At 64.7% G+C, this 19154-nt stretch carries 12 protein-coding genes; 9 read left to right on the top strand and 3 right to left on the bottom strand.

What is annotated here, in order from left to right:
• Window positions 1-68 precede the first annotated feature (68 nt).
• The 9 genes from BBA01S_RS23155 to recD all read left to right on the top strand — a co-directional run bounded on the left by BBA01S_RS23155 (window position 69) and on the right by recD (window position 16711).
• Window positions 69-992: a transporter substrate-binding domain-containing protein gene (locus BBA01S_RS23155; protein ID WP_042297732.1), complete on the top strand. Its 924-nt coding sequence runs from the start codon at window positions 69-71 to the stop codon at window positions 990-992.
• A 131-nt stretch (window positions 993-1123) separates the two neighbouring features.
• Entirely contained in the window at window positions 1124-2365 is a 1242-nt protein-coding gene (locus tag BBA01S_RS23150) for an NAD(P)/FAD-dependent oxidoreductase (RefSeq protein WP_027818538.1), read from the top strand.
• A 181-nt stretch (window positions 2366-2546) separates the two neighbouring features.
• Entirely contained in the window at window positions 2547-3806 is a 1260-nt protein-coding gene (locus BBA01S_RS42305) for an autotransporter strand-loop-strand O-heptosyltransferase (protein ID WP_042297754.1), read from the top strand.
• A 94-nt stretch (window positions 3807-3900) separates the two neighbouring features.
• Complete coding sequence (gene ugpA / locus BBA01S_RS23140; protein WP_027818537.1) at window positions 3901-4782, top strand: sn-glycerol-3-phosphate ABC transporter permease UgpA; 882 nt, start codon at window positions 3901-3903, stop codon at window positions 4780-4782.
• Window positions 4782-5627, top strand: coding sequence for a sn-glycerol-3-phosphate ABC transporter permease UgpE (gene ugpE, locus BBA01S_RS23135; RefSeq protein WP_027818536.1), 846 nt, complete (start codon window positions 4782-4784; stop codon window positions 5625-5627). The genes ugpA and ugpE overlap by 1 nt, the downstream gene beginning before the upstream one ends.
• Before the next feature lie 72 nt (window positions 5628-5699).
• A complete protein-coding gene (locus tag BBA01S_RS23130; RefSeq protein ID WP_027818535.1) occupies window positions 5700-6809 on the top strand; it encodes a sn-glycerol-3-phosphate import ATP-binding protein UgpC in 1110 nt (369 codons plus the stop codon).
• Window positions 6810-7041: 232 nt separating this feature from the next.
• Window positions 7042-10635: an exodeoxyribonuclease V subunit gamma gene (recC, locus tag BBA01S_RS42300; RefSeq protein WP_245641554.1), complete on the top strand. Its 3594-nt coding sequence runs from the start codon at window positions 7042-7044 to the stop codon at window positions 10633-10635.
• Window positions 10632-14465 (top strand): exodeoxyribonuclease V subunit beta, encoded by a 3834-nt coding sequence (recB, locus tag BBA01S_RS42295; protein ID WP_042297730.1) that lies wholly within the window; start codon window positions 10632-10634, stop codon window positions 14463-14465. Before recC ends, recB begins: the two co-directional genes overlap by 4 nt.
• Entirely contained in the window at window positions 14462-16711 is a 2250-nt protein-coding gene (recD, locus tag BBA01S_RS23115) for an exodeoxyribonuclease V subunit alpha (protein WP_027818534.1), read from the top strand. Before recB ends, recD begins: the two co-directional genes overlap by 4 nt.
• Before the next feature lie 144 nt (window positions 16712-16855).
• Here the strand turns inward: recD and BBA01S_RS23110 are convergent, their stop codons facing one another.
• The 3 genes from BBA01S_RS23110 to BBA01S_RS42290 all read right to left on the bottom strand — a co-directional run bounded on the left by BBA01S_RS23110 (window position 16856) and on the right by BBA01S_RS42290 (window position 19111).
• The gene (locus BBA01S_RS23110) at window positions 16856-17281 is read right to left on the bottom strand and encodes an organic hydroperoxide resistance protein (RefSeq protein WP_027818533.1); all 426 of its coding nucleotides are present in this window, start codon (window positions 17279-17281) and stop codon (window positions 16856-16858) included.
• A gap of 342 nt (window positions 17282-17623) precedes the next feature.
• Window positions 17624-18190: a TetR/AcrR family transcriptional regulator gene (locus BBA01S_RS23105; RefSeq protein ID WP_027818532.1), complete on the bottom strand. Its 567-nt coding sequence runs from the start codon at window positions 18188-18190 to the stop codon at window positions 17624-17626.
• A gap of 210 nt (window positions 18191-18400) precedes the next feature.
• Window positions 18401-19111 (bottom strand): CerR family C-terminal domain-containing protein, encoded by a 711-nt coding sequence (locus BBA01S_RS42290; RefSeq protein WP_042297729.1) that lies wholly within the window; start codon window positions 19109-19111, stop codon window positions 18401-18403.
• Window positions 19112-19154: the final 43 nt, after the last annotated feature.

The raw sequence follows: 19154 nt of genomic DNA, 5'->3' as shown, positions 1-19154 counted from the left end.
CGATTGGCGCGGCACGCTAACATCATGGCCAATATCATGGCCAATATTTAGAAAATGGAACCGCGAACATGAGGGAGCGAGACACAACGCGTGCTGCATGGGCGCTGGCCGTGGCGACCGGCCTGAGCATCCTGCTGGGCATGTCGAGCGCGGCGCGTGCGCAGATCGCGCAGCCCACGCTGGAGAAGATCCAGTCCGCCAACCGTATCGCCGTCGGCTATCGCGAAGCGTCCCTGCCGTTTTCTTACCTCGATGCGAATGGCAAGGTGATCGGCTTTTCGCAGGACATCTGCAATCGTGTCATTGCCGCGATAAAGGCGAGGACGCAACGGCCGAATCTGGAAGTGCGCTTCATTCCTGTGACGTCGCAGAACCGCATTCCGCTCGTGCAGAACGGCACGGTCGATCTGGAGTGCGGAGTGACGACGCATCTGCGCGCGCGGCAGAGCCAGGTGACGTTTTCCAATACCTTTTTCGTGGCGGGCACGCGCTTGCTGACTCGTAAGGAATCGGGCATTCACGACTTCCAGGATCTCGTGGGCAAGAACGTGCTGACCAATCAAGGCACCAATTCCGAGCACCTTTTGCGCACCATGAACCTGCAAAAGCAGATGGATATGCGGGTGATCAGCGCACGCGACTATGTGGAAGGCCGCGAATCGATCGAATCCGGCCGGGCCGTCGCGTACATGATGGACGATGTGCTGCTTGCGGGCGTGCGATCGTTGCTGGCGCATCCATCGGACTGGGTCATCGTAGGCACGCCGCAATCGAGGGAAGCCTATGCATTCATGATGCGCAATGGCGACGCCGCGTTCCGGCAACTCGTGAACGATACGATGAGCGCCATGATGAAGAGCGGCGAGATGGAGGCGCTCTATCGCAAGTGGTTCGAACAGCCGGTGCCGCCCCACGGCGTGACGCTCGATTTTCCGATGACGGCGCAATTGCGTGCGCTCTACGCCGCGCCCGACGACCGCGCGATCAACTAGGGCGCCGATGCCGGGCCGCATTGCTGGCGCGGGCTTTTTTGGGGCTGGCCGCGCAGTCGTGAGATGATCTCGTTCCTGAACGAAGCGCGCCCGCAGGTGGCAGCGCAGCAATTGACCGATTGGGAGCGGACATGCAGGAACAAGGCAGCACGGTAGTCATCGTCGGGGCAGGGCACGCAGGCGGCAACGCTGCGGCCATGCTGCGCCAATATGGTTTTGAAGGGCGTGTCGTGCTCGTGGGCGAAGAGCCGGTGCCGCCGTATCATCGGCCGCCGCTGAGCAAGACTTATCTGAAGGGCGAATCGGACGTCGAGCGTCTCTGGCTCAAGCCGCGCCAGTTCTATGAAGACCAGCGCATCGAGCTCAAGCTCGGCGTGGCCGCGCAGTCGCTCGACCGCGCGAGCCACACGCTCACGCTCGCCGACGGCACCGCGCTGCAATACGACAAGCTGATTCTCGCGACCGGCTCCACGCCGCGTGCGCTGACCGTGCCGGGCCACGATCTGGCCGGCGTAGTGGCGCTGCGCTCGCTGGCGGACGCCGATGTGCTGCGCGAACGCGTCAAGCCCGGCGAAAAGCTGGTGGTGATCGGCGCGGGCTATATCGGCCTGGAAGCCGCCGCGGCGGCGCGTCAACTCGGCCACGACGTGACGGTGCTCGAAGCTGCGCCTCGCGTGCTGGGCCGCGTGACCGGCGAAGCGGTCTCGTCCTTCTACGAAAACGAACATCGCGCGCAAGGCGTCGATCTGCGCCTGAACGCGAAGATCGAGGCGCTCGTGGGCGAGAACGGCAAGCTCACCGGCGTGCAGCTCGCGGGCGGCGAGATCGTGCCGGCCACGCTCGCGCTGATCGGCATCGGCATCATGCCGAACGTCGCGCTGGCCGGGGGCGCGGGCATTGTCTGCGCCAACGGCGTCCAGGTCGACGACGACGCCCGCACCTCCGACGCGGACATATTCGCGATCGGCGACTGCGCGAGCCGACCGCTCTCGCACTACGGCCGCACGGGGCGTCTGGAAAGCGTCCACAACGCGGTGGAGCAGGCGAAGCTGGCGGCCTCGGCAATCGTCGGCAAGCCGCGTCCGGCCTGCGATGCGCCGTGGTTCTGGTCAGATCAGTACGACCTCAAGCTCCAGACCGTCGGCCTGCACGAAGGCTATGACGAGACCGTCGTGCGCGGCGATCCGGCGGCGCGCCGCTTCGCCGTCTACTATCTGAAGAACGGCGCGCTGCTGGCGGTCGATGCCGTGGCGTCCATGCCCGACTTCCTGTGCGGCAAGAAGCTGGTGGGCTCGGGCAAGACGCTCGACGTGGCGGCGCTGCGCGATCCGGCTACGGACATCGGCAAGTTTGCGGCGGCAACGCTGGCCTGAAGCGCCTGGCTGGACGACCTCGCACGATCAGGCGATCGCATGAAAGCTTGATCTGCGTGCCGGGGCGCCCGGGCAGGGCTGCACTATCATCGCGCACGCGGCGCGCCGGCGGATTTCGACCGGCGCGGCCGCCCCCGAACTGGTGGCGCATCTTGCGCCGCCCGCACGCGAGATCTGCACGATGAATACGCCCGGCCGCCCCGAATCCGTTCCGACGCCCGCTCAGTCTTCCGCGGGAACCCCCCAGGTTTCCGATCGGCAACGCGGGCGAGCCGCCGCCAGTTTCGCGCGCGTCGACACGCCGCTGTTCGCCGGGCCCGAGGGAATCCGCTTCGATTTCAATTACGGCTGTCGCGTGCAAGTGCCGGTGTCGGGCTGGCGCGTGCGCATGCACGACCTCGATACCCACAATCTCGTCTTCGATGCGACGCTCGCGCAGGGCGAGATCGCGGCCAGCCGCCGCAAGTACTTCGTGCGTTTCCTGCTGGAAGTGTTCGACGGCGAGCGCCAGGTGTTCTCGCATGCGTTCGATGCGCGAGGGCGGCGCGTGTGGATGACGCTAGGCTCGGGCGCGCTTGGCGATGCGATCGCCTGGGTGCCGGCTATCGAGGCGTTCCGGCAGCGCCACGGCGGCGACGTGAGCGTCGAAATGAAACCCTGGCTGATTCCGCTCTTTGCCGAGGGCTATCCGGCGCTGCGTTTCGTATCGGAATCAGCTCGCCAGGATCAGGAAAACGACGAGCCGGTCTACGCCACCTACCGGATCGGCTGCTACTCCCCCTATGCCGATCGCGACCATCAGCCGACCGATCCGCGCGTGAGCAGCCTCCAGGATTTTGCGTCCTACATGCTCGGCGTGCCTGCTGTCGAACGACGCACCAACATCGCAGTGGCCGATCGCGCGCGCACCGTGCCGCAACCCTATGTCTGCATCGCGTCGCAGGCTTCGGCGCAGTGCAAATACTGGAACAACCCGGACGGCTGGCGCACGCTCGTCGCGCACCTGAAATCGCGTGGCTATCGCGTGCTATGCATCGACCGCGATCGCGAATACGGCCTGCCCGGCGCGGTGAACGCCATGCCCGACGGCGCGGAGGACTATACCGGCGAGCGGCCCCTGCAGGAGCGCGCAAGCCTGCTGCTGCATGCGGACTTCTTCATTGGGCTGGGCAGCGGCCTGTCGTGGCTCGCGTGGGCCGTGGGCGTGCCGGTGGTGCTGATCAGCGGCTTTTCGCATCCCAACGCCGAGTTCCGCACGCCCTGGCGCGTCATCAATTTTCACGCCTGCAATAGCTGCTACAACGATCTCGCGTTCGAGTTCGGCGGCGAGTTCGACTGGTGCCCGCGCCATGCGAACGATGCACTGCGTTACCAATGCACGACGGCGATTGCGCCAGGGCACGTGATCCGCATAGTGGACGAACTGATCGCCTCGCAGTAAGGCTTCGTTCACGCGACTGGCACCGACTCTCGGCTAGAATGCTGGCGCGGCCAGGGCGCCGACATTCGAGGTGAATTCCGAGGAGATCGACGCAATGGAACCACGCTCCCGTTTCGGCGCGAGCCTGTTGCCTTACCTGCTGATCGGGCCGCAGCTTGCGGTCACCGCTATTTTCTTCCTGTGGCCTGCGGGCGTCGCGCTGCTCCAGTCCACCCAGGCCGAAGACGCCTTCGGCACATCGTCCGAGTTTGTCGGCCTGGCGAACTTCACGCGGCTCTTTCAGGATCCGTTGTATCTCGGCTCGGTCAAGACCACGCTCATTTTCACCGTGCTCGTGACGGTCTGCGGGCTGGCGCTTTCGCTCATGCTCGCGGGCATGGCGCACCATGTCACGCGCGGCAAGCGCTTCTATCAAACCTTCCTGATCTGGCCGTATGCGGTCGCGCCCGTCATTGCCGCCGTGCTGTGGGGCTTTCTGTTCAATCCGAGCATTGGCCTCGTGACGTATGCGCTCGCGCGCGTGCATGTGGTCTGGAATCACGCGCTCAATCCGGGGCAGGCGATGACGCTGATCGTGATTGCGTCGGTGTGGCAGCAGATCAGCTACAACTTTCTGTTCTTTTACGCGGGTCTGCAGGCGATTCCTCAATCGTTGTTCGAAGCCGCGGCCATCGATGGTGCAGGGCCGGTGCGGCGTTTCTTCGGCATCGCCTTTCCCTTGCTGTCGCCCACGAGTTTTTTTCTGCTGGTCGTCAACGTTGTGTACGCACTCTTCGACACCTTCCCGGTGATCGACGCAGCAACCGGCGGCGGCCCCGGCCAGGCCACGCGTACGCTCGTCTACAAGATTTTCGACGAGGGCTTTCGCGGCCTGGATATGGGCAGTTCGGGCGCGCAATCGGTCGTGCTGATGCTGCTCGTGATCGGCCTCACGATCTTCCAGTTCCGCTTCATCGAACGGCGGGTGCAATACTGATGGTCGAAAATCGCCGCTTCTTCAATCTCTTTTGCCACGCGATGCTGCTGCTCGGCGTTGCCGTCGTGGCGTTTCCTGTTTATGTCGCGTTTTGCGCGGCCACGATGAACGCGCAGCAGGTGTTCAGCGTCCCGCTCTCGCTCGTGCCCAGCACGCATCTGTTCGAAAACGCGGCGACGGTCTGGAAATCCGGTACCGGCAGCGCGGCGAGCCCGTTCGGCACGATGCTGCTCAATAGCGTCATTACGGCACTCGTGATCGCGGTGGGGAAAATCGTTATTTCGATTCTTTCTGCTTATGCGATCGTGTTTTTCCGCTTTCCGTTTCGACGGCTGTCGTTCTGGGTGATCTTCGTGACGCTGATGCTGCCCGTCGAAGTGCGCATCTTTCCCACCGTGCAGGTGGCGGCCACGCTGCACCTCACCAACACGTATGCGGGCCTCACGCTGCCGCTGATCGCGTCGGCCACCGCGACGTTTTTGTTTCGCCAGTTCTTTCTCACGCTGCCCACTGAGTTGATCGAGGCGGCGCGCATCGACGGTGCGGGTGCGCTGCGCTTTTTCTGGGACGTGGTGCTGCCGTTGTCGAAGACGAATATCGCGTCACTGTTTGTCATCACCTTTATTTACGGCTGGAACCAGTATCTCTGGCCGATATTGATGTCGAGCACGGCGTCGATGACGACGTCGGTGGTGGGCATCAAGAGCATGATCGCGAGCGGCGACGCCGCGACGCAATGGCAACTCGTGATGTGCGCGACGATGATCGCCATGTTGCCGCCGCTCGTGGTAGTGCTGGCGATGCAGCGCTGGTTCGTGCGGGGGCTGGTCGATGTCGAAAAATGAGCCTCGAAATGAAGAGCCTCGAAAAAATGTGCCTCGAAAAGCAGGCAGGAAAGGCATGAAAGGGGAGACGGCATGGCGGCATTGAGCATGCGGGGCGTGACGAAGTCTTACGACGGCGCGCAGCAGGTGCTGCACGGCATCGACGTGGAAGTGGCGGACGGCGAGTTCATGGTGCTGGTCGGCCCGTCCGGCTGCGGAAAATCCACGCTGCTGCGCATGGTGGCGGGACTCGAAAGCGTCACTGGCGGCGAGATCGCGATTGGCGGCAAGGTCGTCAACCGCATGGAGCCGAAGGATCGTGACATCGCGATGGTGTTCCAGAACTACGCGCTTTACCCGCACATGACGGTCGCGCGCAACATGGGCTACAGCCTCAAGTTGCAGGGGCTGGACAAGCGCGAGATCGATGCGCGCGTGGCGGCGGCAGCGGGCATTCTCGAACTCGGCGCGCTGCTCGGGCGCAAGCCGCGCGAACTGTCGGGCGGCCAGCGCCAACGTGTGGCGATGGGGCGCGCCATCGTGCGCGAGCCTTCGGTGTTTCTGTTCGACGAACCGCTGTCGAATCTCGACGCCAAGCTGCGCGTGCAGATGCGCCTGGAAATCCAGCGCCTTCACGCGCGCCTGCGCACCACCAGCCTCTACGTCACGCACGACCAGATCGAGGCGATGACGCTTGCCCAGCGTGTGATGGTGCTCAATGGCGGGCGCGCGGAACAGGTTGGTACGCCGGGCGAGGTCTATGAGCGGCCCGCGTCGATGTTCGTGGCGGGCTTTATCGGCTCGCCTGCGATGAACCTGCTGCATGGGCGCGTGAGTGCCGATGGACGGCATTTCGAAACCGCCGGCGTCGGGCCGCGCCTGCCGTTGCCGCTGGAGGCGCTCGCCCCCGCTTTGCGCGCGCAACTGGAGCCAGGGCGCGAATGTGTGCTGGGCGTGCGTCCCGAGCATATGCACGACGGCAATGGCGGCGAATATGCGCCCGCTGCGCCCATCACGCTTGAAGTCGAAACCTGCGAGCTGCTTGGCGCGGACAACCTGGCGCACGGCCGCTGGGGCAGCAACGAAGTGATCGTGCGTCTGCCGCATGAAACCCGTCCCGCGCGCGGCGAGCGCATCGCCGTGCGTCTGCCCGCAGCCCGCCTGCATTTCTTCGATCCGGCCGGGGGGATGCGCCTCGGTTAAGGCGTCGATGTCGTAACATGTTGCCTTGGGCCGGCCCAGCGCCGGTTCGCGTCGTGTTTCGCTTCGGAAAGCGGGGCGCGTGCACGCGTTTCTCATCGGCAACAGCCGGCAAGAATCGGCAACTTCGGCAACATCCGCAAAACACCCGACCAGGCGACATGGCCGCATCCCACACGCTTCGATTCCGTGCGCGCAACGCGCAATTTCCGTGCTTTACGCAAGGGAGCCGCCCGTGAGCGCGCGCGAACTGCCCGCCGGGCTGATGCTCGTCCACGGCAACGAGCCTGAGCGCTTGCGCGACCTGATCGTCAACTGGATCAGCCAGCATCCGATCGCGCCGCTCGAAAAGGAAATGCTGCTGGTGCAGAGTAACGGCATTGCGCAGTGGCTCAAGCTCGCCTTCGCGGCCGATCCGCAGGACGGCGGCTGCGGAATCGCGGCGGCGCTGGAAATGTCGCTGCCTTCGCGTTTCCTTTGGGCCGTTTATCGCGCGGTGCTGGGCGAAGACGCCGTGCCCGCGGTCTCGCCGTTCGACAAGTCGCGCCTCGTCTGGCGTCTCATGCGCATGCTGCCTGCGCTGCTCGACGAGCCGGGCTACGAGCCGCTAAAACGCTTCATGGCGCACGACGAGGAGCAGCGCAAGTGCTTCCAGCTCGCCCAGCGCGTGGCCGACCTGTTCGACCAGTATCAGGTCTATCGCGCCGACTGGCTCGCCGCCTGGGCCGCGCACGAAGACGTGGTGATCGACGCGCGCAACAACCGCATCGCACTCGCCGACGACGCGCGCTGGCAGGCGGCGCTCTGGCGCGCCTTGCTGGCCGATGTGGGCGAACGTGACGTCGATGGCGGCGCGCTCGCGCAGACCGGCCGCGCCGCCGTGCACGATCTGTTCATGCAGCGCGCGCAAAGCTGGCAGGAAGGCGACGCCCGCCCGCGCGGGCTGCCGCGCCGTCTGGTGGTGTTCGGCATATCGAGCCTGCCGCGTCAGTCGCTGGAAGTGCTCGCGGCGCTGGCGCGCTGGAGCCAGGTGCTGTTGTGCGTGCATAACCCCTGCATGCACTACTGGGCCGATATCGTCGCCGACCAGGACTTGCTGCGCGCGCGTCATGCACGTCAGCGCCGCCGTGCGGGCGCGCCTGCGGTGATCGACGATTCGCAGCTGCATCTGCACGCCCAGCCGCTGCTGGCGGCGTGGGGCAAGCAGGGGCGCGACTTCATCGGCCTGCTCGACGAATACGACAGCGACGAAGCGCGCGAGACCTATACGCCGCATTTCACGCGCATCGGCCAGCGCATCGATCTGTTCGACGGCGGCGAGGCGCATACGCTGCTGCAGCAGTTGCAGGACGATATCCGCGACCTGCGGCCGCTGGCCGAAACGCGCGAACATTGGCCGCCTGTCGATGCGCAGGCGGACGACTCGATTCGCTTTCACGTGGCGCACAGCGCGCAGCGCGAAGTGGAAATTCTTTACGACAGGCTGCTGGCGGCGTTCGCGGCGGATCCGGCTTTGCGCCCGCGCGATGTGATCGTGATGATGCCGGATATCGAGGTCTATACGCCGCATATTCAGGCTGTGTTTGGCCTCGTGGATGGTGACGATCCTCGCTATATTCCCTTCAGCATTGCGGATCGTGCGCAGCGTGCGTTCGATCCGCTGATTGGCGCGCTGGAGATGCTGTTGTCGCTGCCGCACGCGCGCGTGACGGTCAGCGACGTGCTCGACCTGCTCGAAGTGCCGGCCGTGCGTGCGCGCTTCGATATCGACGCCGACGATGTGCCGACGCTGCGCAACTGGATCGACGGCGCGAACATCCGCTGGGGCCTGCATGCGCAGCAGCGCGCGAGCCTGGGGCTGCCGCAGGGCGAGCAGGACAGTGCGCCCAATAGCTGGCTGTTCGGGCTGCGCCGCATGCTGCTCGGCTATGCGGCCGGCGACCGCGCGGGCGCGTGGCGCGGGATCGAACCGTACGCGGAGATCGGCGGTCTCGACGCGGCGCTGCTCGGCCCGCTGACGCGCCTGATCGATGCGCTGGATCATGCGTGGCGCACGCTCAGCGAACCCGCCACGGTCGATGACTGGTGCGTGCGTCTGCGCGCGCTCAAGGCCACGTTCTTCGCCGCCGACGAGGGCGAGGACGCCTACACGCTGGAGCGCCTGGACAGCGCCTTGCAGACGTGGCGCGACGCCTGCAACGAGGCCGCGCTTACGCAGACGCTGCCGCTGGCGATCGTCGCGGAGAACTGGCTCGGCCAGCTCGACGGCGGCGGCCTCGCACAGCGCTTTTTTGCGGGAGCGGTGACGTTCGCCACACTCATGCCGATGCGGGCGATTCCGTTCCGCTACGTCTGCCTGCTCGGCATGAACGACGGCGACTATCCGCGCAGCCGCACGCCGCTCGACTTCGACCTGATGCGCCGCGACTATCGCCCCGGCGACCGTTCGCGCCGTGAGGACGACCGCTATCTGTTCCTCGAAGCGCTGCTGTCTGCGCGTGATCATCTGCATATTTCGTGGGTCGGGCGCAGCGTGACCGACAATACGCCGCGTCCGCCCTCTGTGCTCGTCGCGCAGTTGCGCGACCACTTGAAAGCAGGCTGGCGACTCGAAGAGGACGAGGCCGACAAGCCGCACAAACTCGTCGACGCATTGACGATCGAGCATCGTCTGCAACCGTTCAGCGCCGATTACTTTCCGGCCGATCCGCACGATGCGTTGCTCTACACCTTCGCGCATGAATGGAGCCGTCCCGCGCCGCTTGCGAGCGCATCGCAGGTCGCTACGGTCTTGCCCGCGCCGGAGCGGGACGAGCCGCTTTCCATTCGCGAACTGGGTGAATTCCTGCGCGATCCCGTGCGCCATTTCTTCCGGCAGCGCTTGCGTGTGGGCCTGGAAATGCAGGACGAAGCGAGCGAGAACCACGAGCCCTTCGAAGTGGACGCTTTGCAGGCGTGGCAGTTGCAGGACGAATTGATTCGCGCGCAGTTGCGGGCGATGGAGCGCGGCGAGGATGATCTCGACGCCGTTGCGCGCGAGCGGCTCGAACGCATGCATCGCAGTGGCGACCTCGCGGCGGGCGGCTTCGGCGAAGTCATCGGCGAAGAGCTGCTCAAGCCGATGGAAGAACTGTTCGGCGAGTACCGCAAGGCGCTTGCGCGCTGGCCGACGCGGCTGTCGCATCAATATGAAATTCGTCTGGATACGCAACGAGAAGGCCGCACGCTCGATCTTCAGGACTGGATAGACGACGTTCGCGAAGGCGCGGACGGTGCGCTCGGGCGCGTGATCCTCGATGCGGGCACGCTCATCAAGGACAACAAATATCGAGGCGAGCGGCTTGTCGCGTACTGGGTGGCGCACGTCGCCGCGCAACTGGCGGCGGGAGAAGTGACGACGGTGATCGTCAGCAAGGTGGGCATGGCGGAGTTCGCGCCGGTGCAGCGCGATGTGGCGCGCGCGTGGCTGCTGGATCTGCTGGCTGCGTGGGATGAAGGTTCGCGCCGGCCCTTGCCGCTGGCGGTCAAGACGGCCTTTGCGTGGCTGCGCAAGCTGCCGGTGGACTACGTGGTGGGCGCAGGCGACATTCCCGCCGAGGCCTGGGATGCGGCGCGCACGGCATTCGAGGGCGCAGCGCGCCTGCCCGGCGAGCGCGACACCAATCCTTACCTGCGACGGGCGTTCCCCGATTTCGACGCGCTCATCGCGAGTGACGAATTTGTTGCGCTCGCAACGTCATTGCTGATGCCGGTGCAACGCGCGCCGCTTTCCGCGTCGAAGAACAAACGTACGGCCAATGCCGCCGACACCGCTGGAGAAACCGCATGACCCCGGCAGACGACATGATCGCCGATGTGCTGGAGCCGCTGCGCTTTCCGCTATACGGCAGCCGCCTGATTGAGGCGAGCGCGGGCACTGGCAAGACCTTTACGATCGCGATGCTGTATGTGCGGCTCGTGCTGGGCCATCACGGCGCGACCGAACCGCATGACTTCGATGATGAAGACGTCGTGACGGAGCAGGGCGGCATGCGCCCGCTTACGCCGCCCGAAATCCTTGTCGTGACGTTTACGGATGCCGCGACGAAAGAACTGCGTGAGCGTATTCGGGATCGCCTGAACGAAGCGGCGGACTATTTCCGGGCTTTGCCCGCTGAGGTTCCCCGGCGCGATCCCGGCATCGATCTTCTGCACGATCTGCGCAAGGCGTACCCTGAAGAACAATGGCCCGCCTGCGCGCGACGCCTGCAACTGGCCGCCGAGTGGATGGACGAAGCGGCGGTATCGACGATTCACGGCTGGTGCAACCGCATGCTCAGCGAGCATGCGTTCGATAGCGACAGCCTGTTCTCGCAGACACTGGAAACGGACCAGACCGAGCTGCGCGCCGAAGTCGTGCGCGACTATTGGCGCACCTTCATGGCGCCGCTCGATGCGCAGGGCGCGGGCGAGGTGCGTGCATGGTTCGCGAGTCCCGACGCGCTGGGCGGCGCGATTCGCGAGCTGCTCGCACACGCGGATCAATTGCCCGATGCCGCTGCGCCCGCAGCCGCTTTGCTTGAAGCGCGTTCGCAGGCGCACGAAGAACTCGAAGCGCTGAAGGCACCGTGGCGCGCGGGGATCGACGAAGCAGAAGGGCTCATTGCCGCGGCGCGCGAAAAGAAGCTGTTCGACGCCAAAAAGCTGAATACGCGCAATTGCGAAAACTGGTTCGCGAAGCTGCGCGAATGGGCCAACGATCCGCATAGCGCGCATCCCGGTTTCAAGGACGATGCCGCCGTGTGGACGCGTCTTACGCCGGACGGTCTTGCGGAAATCTGGAAGGACGGCAAGCCGCCTTCGCATCCGTGCTTCACGGCAATGGAGACCTTGCTCGAATCGCTTGGGGCACGACCCGAAGCAAAGCTGCCGATCCTCTGTCACGCGGCGCGCTGGGTGGCGCGGCGTTTTGAAGAGGAAGAGGCGCGCCGCTCGCAGATGGGCTTCGACGACCTGCTCACGCGTTTGCTGGCCGCGCTGAAAAAGCCGAATGGCGCGCGTCTTGCCGAGATCATTCGCAAGCAGTATCCCGTTGCGTTGATCGACGAGTTCCAGGACACGGATCCGGTTCAGTACCAGATTTTTGATTCGGTCTATGCGATCGAGTCGAACAACATCGATACGGCAATCGTCTTGATCGGCGATCCGAAGCAGGCTATCTACGCGTTTCGCGGCGCGGATATCTATACGTACCTGCGTGCGCGACGCGCCTGCGCGGGGCGGCTCTATACGCTCAAGAAGAATTTCCGCTCGACGCGTGCAATGGTCGATGCGGTCAATCGCTGTTTCGATGCTGCGGAAACGCGCGTCGAAGGCAGTGGTGCGTTCCTGTTTCGCGGCGCGCACGGCGAAATGAACGCGTTGCCGTTCGTCGCAGCCGACGCGCACGGGCGTCCCGACGAACTCGTCGCCAATGGCATCACGCTGCCTGCGCTCAACGTCTGGTGGCTGCCCGGCCCGGACGACGGCAAGCCCTTGAGCAAGACCGCGTATTTCGCGAGCATGGCCGCGAGCTGCGCGACGGAGATGGTGCGCCTGCTCAACCTGGGGCAGAGGGGGGCGGCGGGCTTCGAAGGCGAGCATGGTTTGAAGCCGTTGCAGCCCGCGCATATGGCCGTGCTGGTGAACAACCGCGACGAAGCGCGGGCGATTCGCGAGGCGCTGGCGGTGCGGGGCGTTCGCAGCGTGTATCTTTCGGATCGCGATTCGGTGTATCGCACGCCGCAAGCGGAAGAGCTGCGCTACTGGCTGGGCGCGTGCGCCGAACCCGACGATGGCCGCCTCGTGCGCAGCGCGCTCGCCACGGCGTCGCTCGGCTTGAGCTGGAGCGAACTGGATGCGCTGGGCCGCGATGAAATCGCGTGGGAAGCGCGCGTGCTGCAATTCCGCGGTTATCGCGAAGTGTGGCGCAAGAAGGGCGTGCTGCCGATGCTGCGGCGTCTGCTCAACGATTTCCATGTGCCGCAACGTTTGCTGGGCGAGAGCGCGGCGTCGGGATTGAACGGCGAGCGCGCGCTCACGAACCTGCTGCATCTGGCCGAATTGCTGCAACAGGCGAGCACGCAACTCGACGGCGAACACGCACTGATCCGTTACCTCGACGAGCAACGCGAGGACGAAAGCGCGGGTGGCGGCGGCGATGCGCGTCAGCTACGCCTTGAAAGCGATGCCGGCCTTGTGCAAGTGGTGACGATCCACAAATCGAAGGGGCTTGAGTATCCGCTGGTGTTCCTGCCGTTCGCGTGCGCGCATCGCTCGGTCAAGGCCGACGACATACCGTTCAAATGGCATGATCAGGATGGCGAACTAAGGGTCACGCTGGAGCCGGAACCTGCGGTGCTGACGCAATCGGATCGCGAGCGGCTTGGCGAGGACTTGCGCAAGCTGTATGTGGCGCTCACGCGCGCACGCTACGCGACGTGGATCGGCTATGCGCCGATGCAGAACGTGGAGGCAAGTGCATTCGGCTACCTGATGGGCGGAGGCGAAGCGCTGCCGGCGCAGCAGACCGACACGCTGCTTGAAGCGCTGCGCGGGCCGTGCGAGGACATCGCCGTTGCACCGGCGCCCGCGCCTGGCAGCGAAGTCTTCGCGACAGCGGGCCCGGGCGTCGCACGTGGTCGCGCCCGCACGTTCCCGCGCCGCACGCGCACGCCCTGGTGGATCGCGAGCTATTCGAGCCTCAAGATGGCGGAGGGCGCGCACGGTGCGTTCGCGACGAAGCTGGAGGACGAGGCGCGCACTGCGCCCGACACGCGCGGCGAAGACGTGTTTCTCGAGCTGCTGGGCGCAACGGTGCCGGATGACGACGAGCTTGCGCAAGGCTCTGTACTCGCGCCCGCCAACGCGCCCATGCACGGCTTCGAGCGTGGCGCCGATGCGGGCAGTTTCCTGCACGAACTGATGGAATGGGTGGCGAACGAGGGCTTCGCGGAGATCGCTGATGAAGCCGCCCATGCGCGGTTGCGCGACATGATCGCGCGCCGGTGTAGTGTGCGCGGCTGGGATCGCTGGATCGACACGCTCACGCAATGGATGCTCTCGTTCATCGGCACGCCGATGAACCTGCCTGATTTCGCGGGCGAACCGGTGTCGCCGCTTGCGCTCACGTCGCTCGACAAATCGGCGTATATGGCGGAAATGGAGTTCTGGGTGGCCGCGCACAAAGTGGACACGCTCGAACTCGACGCGCTGGTCACGTCACTGACGCTCGACGGCGCCGAGCGTCCGCCACTGGATGCCACGCGCCTGAACGGTATGCTCAAGGGTTTTATCGACCTGGTTTTCGAGCATGAAGGCCGTTACTACGTGGCCGACTATAAATCGAACTGGCTCGGCCCAGACGACGCTGCCTATACCGTGGAGAAAATGCGCTCGCAGATTCTGCATTCGCGTTACGAGCTGCAATATGCGCTCTATCTGTTTGCGCTGCACCGGCTGCTCAAGTCGCGACTGCCCGACTATGACTACGATCGGCACATCGGCGGCGCCGTGTATATGTTTCTGCGCGGAGGGAATTCGCCGAGCCAGGGCCTGCATTGCGAGCGGCCGCCGCGTGAGTTGATCGAGGGGCTTGACGCGCTGTTCGCGAACCACGAGACGCTGGAGGGCGCGGTATGACGAAGCGACGCACAACTGCGGCCTCGGGCCCGAAAGACGGCATGGGCGTGACGGGCGATCTGTTTGCGCAATTCGACGAGCAGGCGGCGATGGAGGCACCTGAACCCGTGCACGTGAGCCAGACGAAAGAAGTCGTTGCGCGCACAACGTCACAGGACTCTGCGGCGCAGATGCTCGCGACGCTGGAACGATGGGTCGAGCGCGGCTGGCTGCGCGCGCTCGACGGTGCGTTTGCACGTTTCCTGCTGGAGGAGACGCCGGACGCGCCGCCATTGCTGCTGCTTGCCGCCGCGCTGGCCAGCCATCAACTTGGGCGCGGGCATGTGTGCCTCGATTTGCAGGCAACGCTTGAAGATCCGGCCTTCGCGCTGTCCTTGCCGCCCGACGGGCCACAGGTGCTGACCGATGAACCGCCGCAGCCGCCTGCCGAGGTGCTCGCGGGCGTGACGCTGGAGGACTGGGTCGCTGCACTCGACGTTGCTGGCGTGGTGGGCGCGGAGGAGGGCAATACGCCGCTCGTGCTGACGGGGACGCGCTGCTATCTGCGCCGCTATTGGCAATACGAACAGGACGTGCGCGCGGGCATCGAAGCGCGGCTCGCGCAACGCGCGCGCATCGAGGCGGAATTGCCTGCCGCCGCTGCGCGCGCTGCGCTCGACGCGTTGTTCGCGCCACGCGCGGATGCGACGGCGCCGGCGAAACGCGCCGACTGGCAGAAGCTGGCCTGCGCACTTGCGGCGCGCAGCGCCTTTAGCATCATCACTGGCGGCCCTGGCACGGGCAAGACAACGACGGTCGTGAAGTTGTTGGCACTCCTGCAAACGCTGGCGCTTGGCGGGAACGCATCTGCGCGGCCGTTGCGCATCCGGCTGGCGGCGCCAACGGGTAAGGCGGCGGCGCGTCTTAACGAATCGATTGCAGGCGCGGTCGCGCGATTGCCCTTCGATGCGCTTGCGCAAGGCGTAGGCGCGACGGCATTGCGCAATGCGATTCCCACCGCCGTGACCACGCTCCACCGCGTGCTGGGCACGCGCCCGGGCAGCCGCCGTTTTCGCCACGATGCGGCCAACCCGTTGCCGGTCGACGTGCTCGTGATCGATGAGGCATCGATGGTCGACCTCGAAATGATGGCAGCCGTGCTAGATGCATTGCCGCCCACGGCGCGCCTGATTCTGCTCGGCGATAAAGACCAGTTGGCGTCGGTGGAAGCGGGCGCGGTGCTGGGCGAGCTGTGCGATCGCGCGCGCGAAGGCCACTATACGGAAGCGACGCGCGCCTGGCTGGAGGCCGCGACGGGCGAGCGTATCGACGCCGCGATGCTCGATGCGCTGGGTACGCCCCTGGACCAGGCGGTGGCGATGTTGCGCGAGAGCCACCGTTTCGCATCGGAAAGCGGCATCGGCGCGCTCGCCGAACTCGTCAATACCGGCGACGCGACGGGCGTGGCCAAAATCTGGCGGCGCGGTTACGCGGATCTTGCACGCGTCATTTGCCCCGCGCACGACGATGCGCCGTTGCGCGCGCTGATCGTCGACGGCAGCGTGGGCAACACGTCTGAAATGCCGGATGGCACGGTTCAACGACGCGGCTATCGCCACTATCTGGAAACGATGCGCAACACGCGCCCCGCGCCGGGTGCGACGCCCGAGCAACTCGTCGATTGGGCGGCGGGCGTGCTCAAGGCGCATACGGAATTCCAGTTGCTGTGCGCGCTGCGACGCGGAGCGTGGGGCGTGGAAGGGCTCAACCGGCGCGTCGCACGCTTGCTGCATGAAGAAGATCTGATTGAGCCACTGGGCGACTGGTATGCGGGGCGGCCCGTGCTCGTCACGCACAACGATTACGAGCTTGGGCTGATGAACGGCGACATCGGCATTGCGCTCGATTTGCCCGTTGAAGCGGGCCTGTCGCCGGTGCTGCGCGTGGCGTTTCCTTCCGGCGATGGCACTGGCGGCGTGAAGTGGGTCTCGCCGAGCCGGCTGCAAGGCGTGGAGACCGTGTTCGCACTCACGGTGCACAAATCGCAGGGTTCCGAATTCACGCACGCGGCGCTCGTGCTGCCCGACACCTATAGCCCGATCCTCACGCGCGAGCTCGTCTATACGGGCATCACGCGGGCGCGTGCGTTCCTGACGCTGGCGCTGCCGGAAGGGCGCTCGGTGCTCGACCGTGCGGTGGTCGCCAAGGTGCAGCGCGCGAGCGGCTTGATGGCGGGGCTGGCCCGCGACATCGCGCAACCGGCGTGAAGTTTCCGATCCGATAATGAGAAAACGCGCCGCGCGGCGCCGGGTCGGGCCCTGACCTGGCCCGCTCCGTCACCGCCCGGCGCGTTCTATCCCGTTTCCGACTGGAAATCGGGAAAACTCGGCGAGCAGGCGCTCGCTGCGTCCTTAGACGATCGTCAGCGTCACGTCGATGTTGTTGCGCGTGGCGTTCGAGTACGGGCACACGATGTGAGCCTTGTCGACCAGCGCTTGCGCAGCTTCACGATCCAGGCCCGGCAGCGAGATGCGCAGTTCGACTTGAATGCCGAAGCCGTTGGGGATCTGGCCGATGCCCACATGGCCGTTGACCGAAACGTCTGCCGGAATCGCGATCTTGTCACGCGCGGCCACGAACTTCATCGCACCGATGAAGCAGGCGCTGTAGCCCGCTGCGAACAGCTGTTCCGGATTCGTGCCTTCGCCGCCCGCGCCGCCCAGTTCGCGCGGCGTCGTGAGCTTGAGGTCGAGGTTGCTGGCGGGGACGACAGCGCGGCCATCACGGCCTCCGGTTGCGGTGGCTTCGGCGGTGTAGAGGACTTTTTCGATCGACATGACTGACTCTCCAGTGTGAGCAATGCAGCAAGGTAACTGCAGTGTTGAATCATTAGTCGTCCAGACCGATGGCGGTCTTCGCGACGGGGGCTTTACTGCGTAACATCGACAATAGCGCTCGATCGTGGCGTACACATGATTGTGCGATCGGATCGCCATTCTCAATCTTCAAAATACTATCTATCACTAGATAGATATGAGGCGACGACTTCAACCTACATTAGCCTCGGTTCGGGTTTTCATCCTTCAACGAGGCTATCTATCAGAAGATAGATAAACTACCCTGCAAAAAGGCGGAGAACCGCCTCTTCGAATCTTGTTTGCCGCCCGTACTGACCTTGCTTACGGGGCGACTTTCCACATCGCTTCGACGTCTTCCAGACGCGTCTTCGTGTGAAACAGCCGGCTGGCGATGACACTGCCTTGCAGCGCCGCAAACAGCGTGCGCGCCGCGCTTTCCGGCTTGCCTCGCGCCACCAGCGTGCCTTCCTTGACGCCTTGCGCAAGCACCTTGGCGAGCCACGCTTCGTTCGTGCGGAAGAACGCTTGTACTGCTTCGCGCACGGTTTCGGGCAGCGTTTCGATGTCGGCAGCCAGCATGCCGCACAGGCAGATCTGGTTGCCGTCGCCGAGCGTCTTGCCAAAAAAGCGCGTATACATCGCGAGCTTTTCGTTGGCCGGCAAGTCCGGATCGACCGCTTGCAACGCCTGCATGACTTCGTCGCTGTACTGCTTCACCGCTTCCAGTACGAGATCGTCTTTCGACGGGAAGTAGTAATGGATGCTCGACGTCTTCACGCCCACGAGTTCGGACAGGTCGCGATAGCTGAACCCGTTATAGCCGCGCAGCATCATCAGCGTGATGGCGTGGTCGAGAACCTGTTCGCGTACTGTCAACTTCGTGTTCATGGGCTCTAATTTATCTACTGGAAGATAGACTGTCAAGCACCAATCGAAAATTTTTGCTCCGTGGGGCAAGTTTCCTTCCGGAAACAAAAAACAGCCGGGCGCCACATGGGTAGCGACCTCTAGCTCCCGGAAGCAATCCTTAACACTGGCACGCGTTTCCGATCATGCCTGGCACGCCGTTTTTTCTCTTATCGGAAACGTATAGTCACTTCAATCTTTTTCGCGCTGCCGATCCCAGTGCTCCAGCAGCACACGCGCCTGCTCGCAGATGCTGGCCTTGAGAAATTCGGCTTTCTCGGGATCGATCTCGTCCCATTCCAGCGTCGCCAGCGCCGAGCGGCGCGCGATGTGGAACACCAGCAATTGTCCGTAGAGGCTGAACATGCGCACCGCGGTGCGTGGGTCGTCGGCCTTCGTGCCGGTGATGCGCGCGAGCAGTTCGACGTTGACTTCGTTGAGCGGATTGCGCACGCGTTCTCTCAGCACCTGGGAGCCGACCTCCGGTTCGCCGCCGCCTTGTTCGCGCGCGAAAAAGAGGCGTTGATCGGGCTCGCTGCTTTTGATGAACATGCGATCCGCGACGGCGCGCTGGATGTCGAGGAAGGCTTCGATCAGCGCTTCGGTGTCGCCGTTGCGCTCCAGCGTGGCGCGCGCGCGCAGCACGGCAGGCTCGAACGCCTGCCAGGATTCGTCGGCAATCGACTCGGCGCACGCGCGGTAAAGCCCTTCCTTGTTCTCGAAGTAGTACTGCAGCGCAGGGGCATTCACGCCCGCGCGCGCGGCGATGTCGCGCGTGGACGCACCTTCGAAACCGTGCTGCCCGAACAGGCTGATAGCGGCTTCGATGATCTTGCGGCGGGTCTCGTCGCCGCGCGCATAACCGCCCGCCGAGGGGCGGCGCAGTCGTTTGGGTTCGTTCATGTCAGTGGGGTTGCGGCTTTGGCTGACGAAAATATAACACTTG

It is taken from the genome of Paraburkholderia bannensis NBRC 103871, from assembly GCF_000685015.1.
GTDB classification, from domain to species: Bacteria; Pseudomonadota; Gammaproteobacteria; order Burkholderiales; family Burkholderiaceae; genus Paraburkholderia; species Paraburkholderia bannensis.
The sequence above is the reverse complement of the archived record's forward strand: the minus strand, read 5'-3'. Positions and strand labels throughout refer to the sequence as shown.

What these genes read in the sequence shown, in the direction of transcription:
- BBA01S_RS23155 (WP_042297732.1), top strand. Translation starts at nt 69, where the DNA reads ATGAGGGAGCGAGACACAACGCGTGCTGCATGGGCGCTGGCCGTGGCG.
- BBA01S_RS23150 (WP_027818538.1), top strand. Translation starts at nt 1,124, where the DNA reads ATGCAGGAACAAGGCAGCACGGTAGTCATCGTCGGGGCAGGGCACGCA.
- BBA01S_RS42305 (WP_042297754.1), top strand. Translation starts at nt 2,547, where the DNA reads ATGAATACGCCCGGCCGCCCCGAATCCGTTCCGACGCCCGCTCAGTCT.
- ugpA (WP_027818537.1), top strand. Translation starts at nt 3,901, where the DNA reads ATGGAACCACGCTCCCGTTTCGGCGCGAGCCTGTTGCCTTACCTGCTG.
- ugpE (WP_027818536.1), top strand. Translation starts at nt 4,782, where the DNA reads ATGGTCGAAAATCGCCGCTTCTTCAATCTCTTTTGCCACGCGATGCTG.
- BBA01S_RS23130 (WP_027818535.1), top strand. Translation starts at nt 5,700, where the DNA reads ATGGCGGCATTGAGCATGCGGGGCGTGACGAAGTCTTACGACGGCGCG.
- recB (WP_042297730.1), top strand. Translation starts at nt 10,632, where the DNA reads ATGACCCCGGCAGACGACATGATCGCCGATGTGCTGGAGCCGCTGCGC.
- recD (WP_027818534.1), top strand. Translation starts at nt 14,462, where the DNA reads ATGACGAAGCGACGCACAACTGCGGCCTCGGGCCCGAAAGACGGCATG.
- BBA01S_RS23110 (WP_027818533.1), bottom strand. Translation starts at nt 17,281, where the DNA reads ATGTCGATCGAAAAAGTCCTCTACACCGCCGAAGCCACCGCAACCGGA.
- BBA01S_RS23105 (WP_027818532.1), bottom strand. Translation starts at nt 18,190, where the DNA reads ATGAACACGAAGTTGACAGTACGCGAACAGGTTCTCGACCACGCCATC.
- BBA01S_RS42290 (WP_042297729.1), bottom strand. Translation starts at nt 19,111, where the DNA reads ATGAACGAACCCAAACGACTGCGCCGCCCCTCGGCGGGCGGTTATGCG.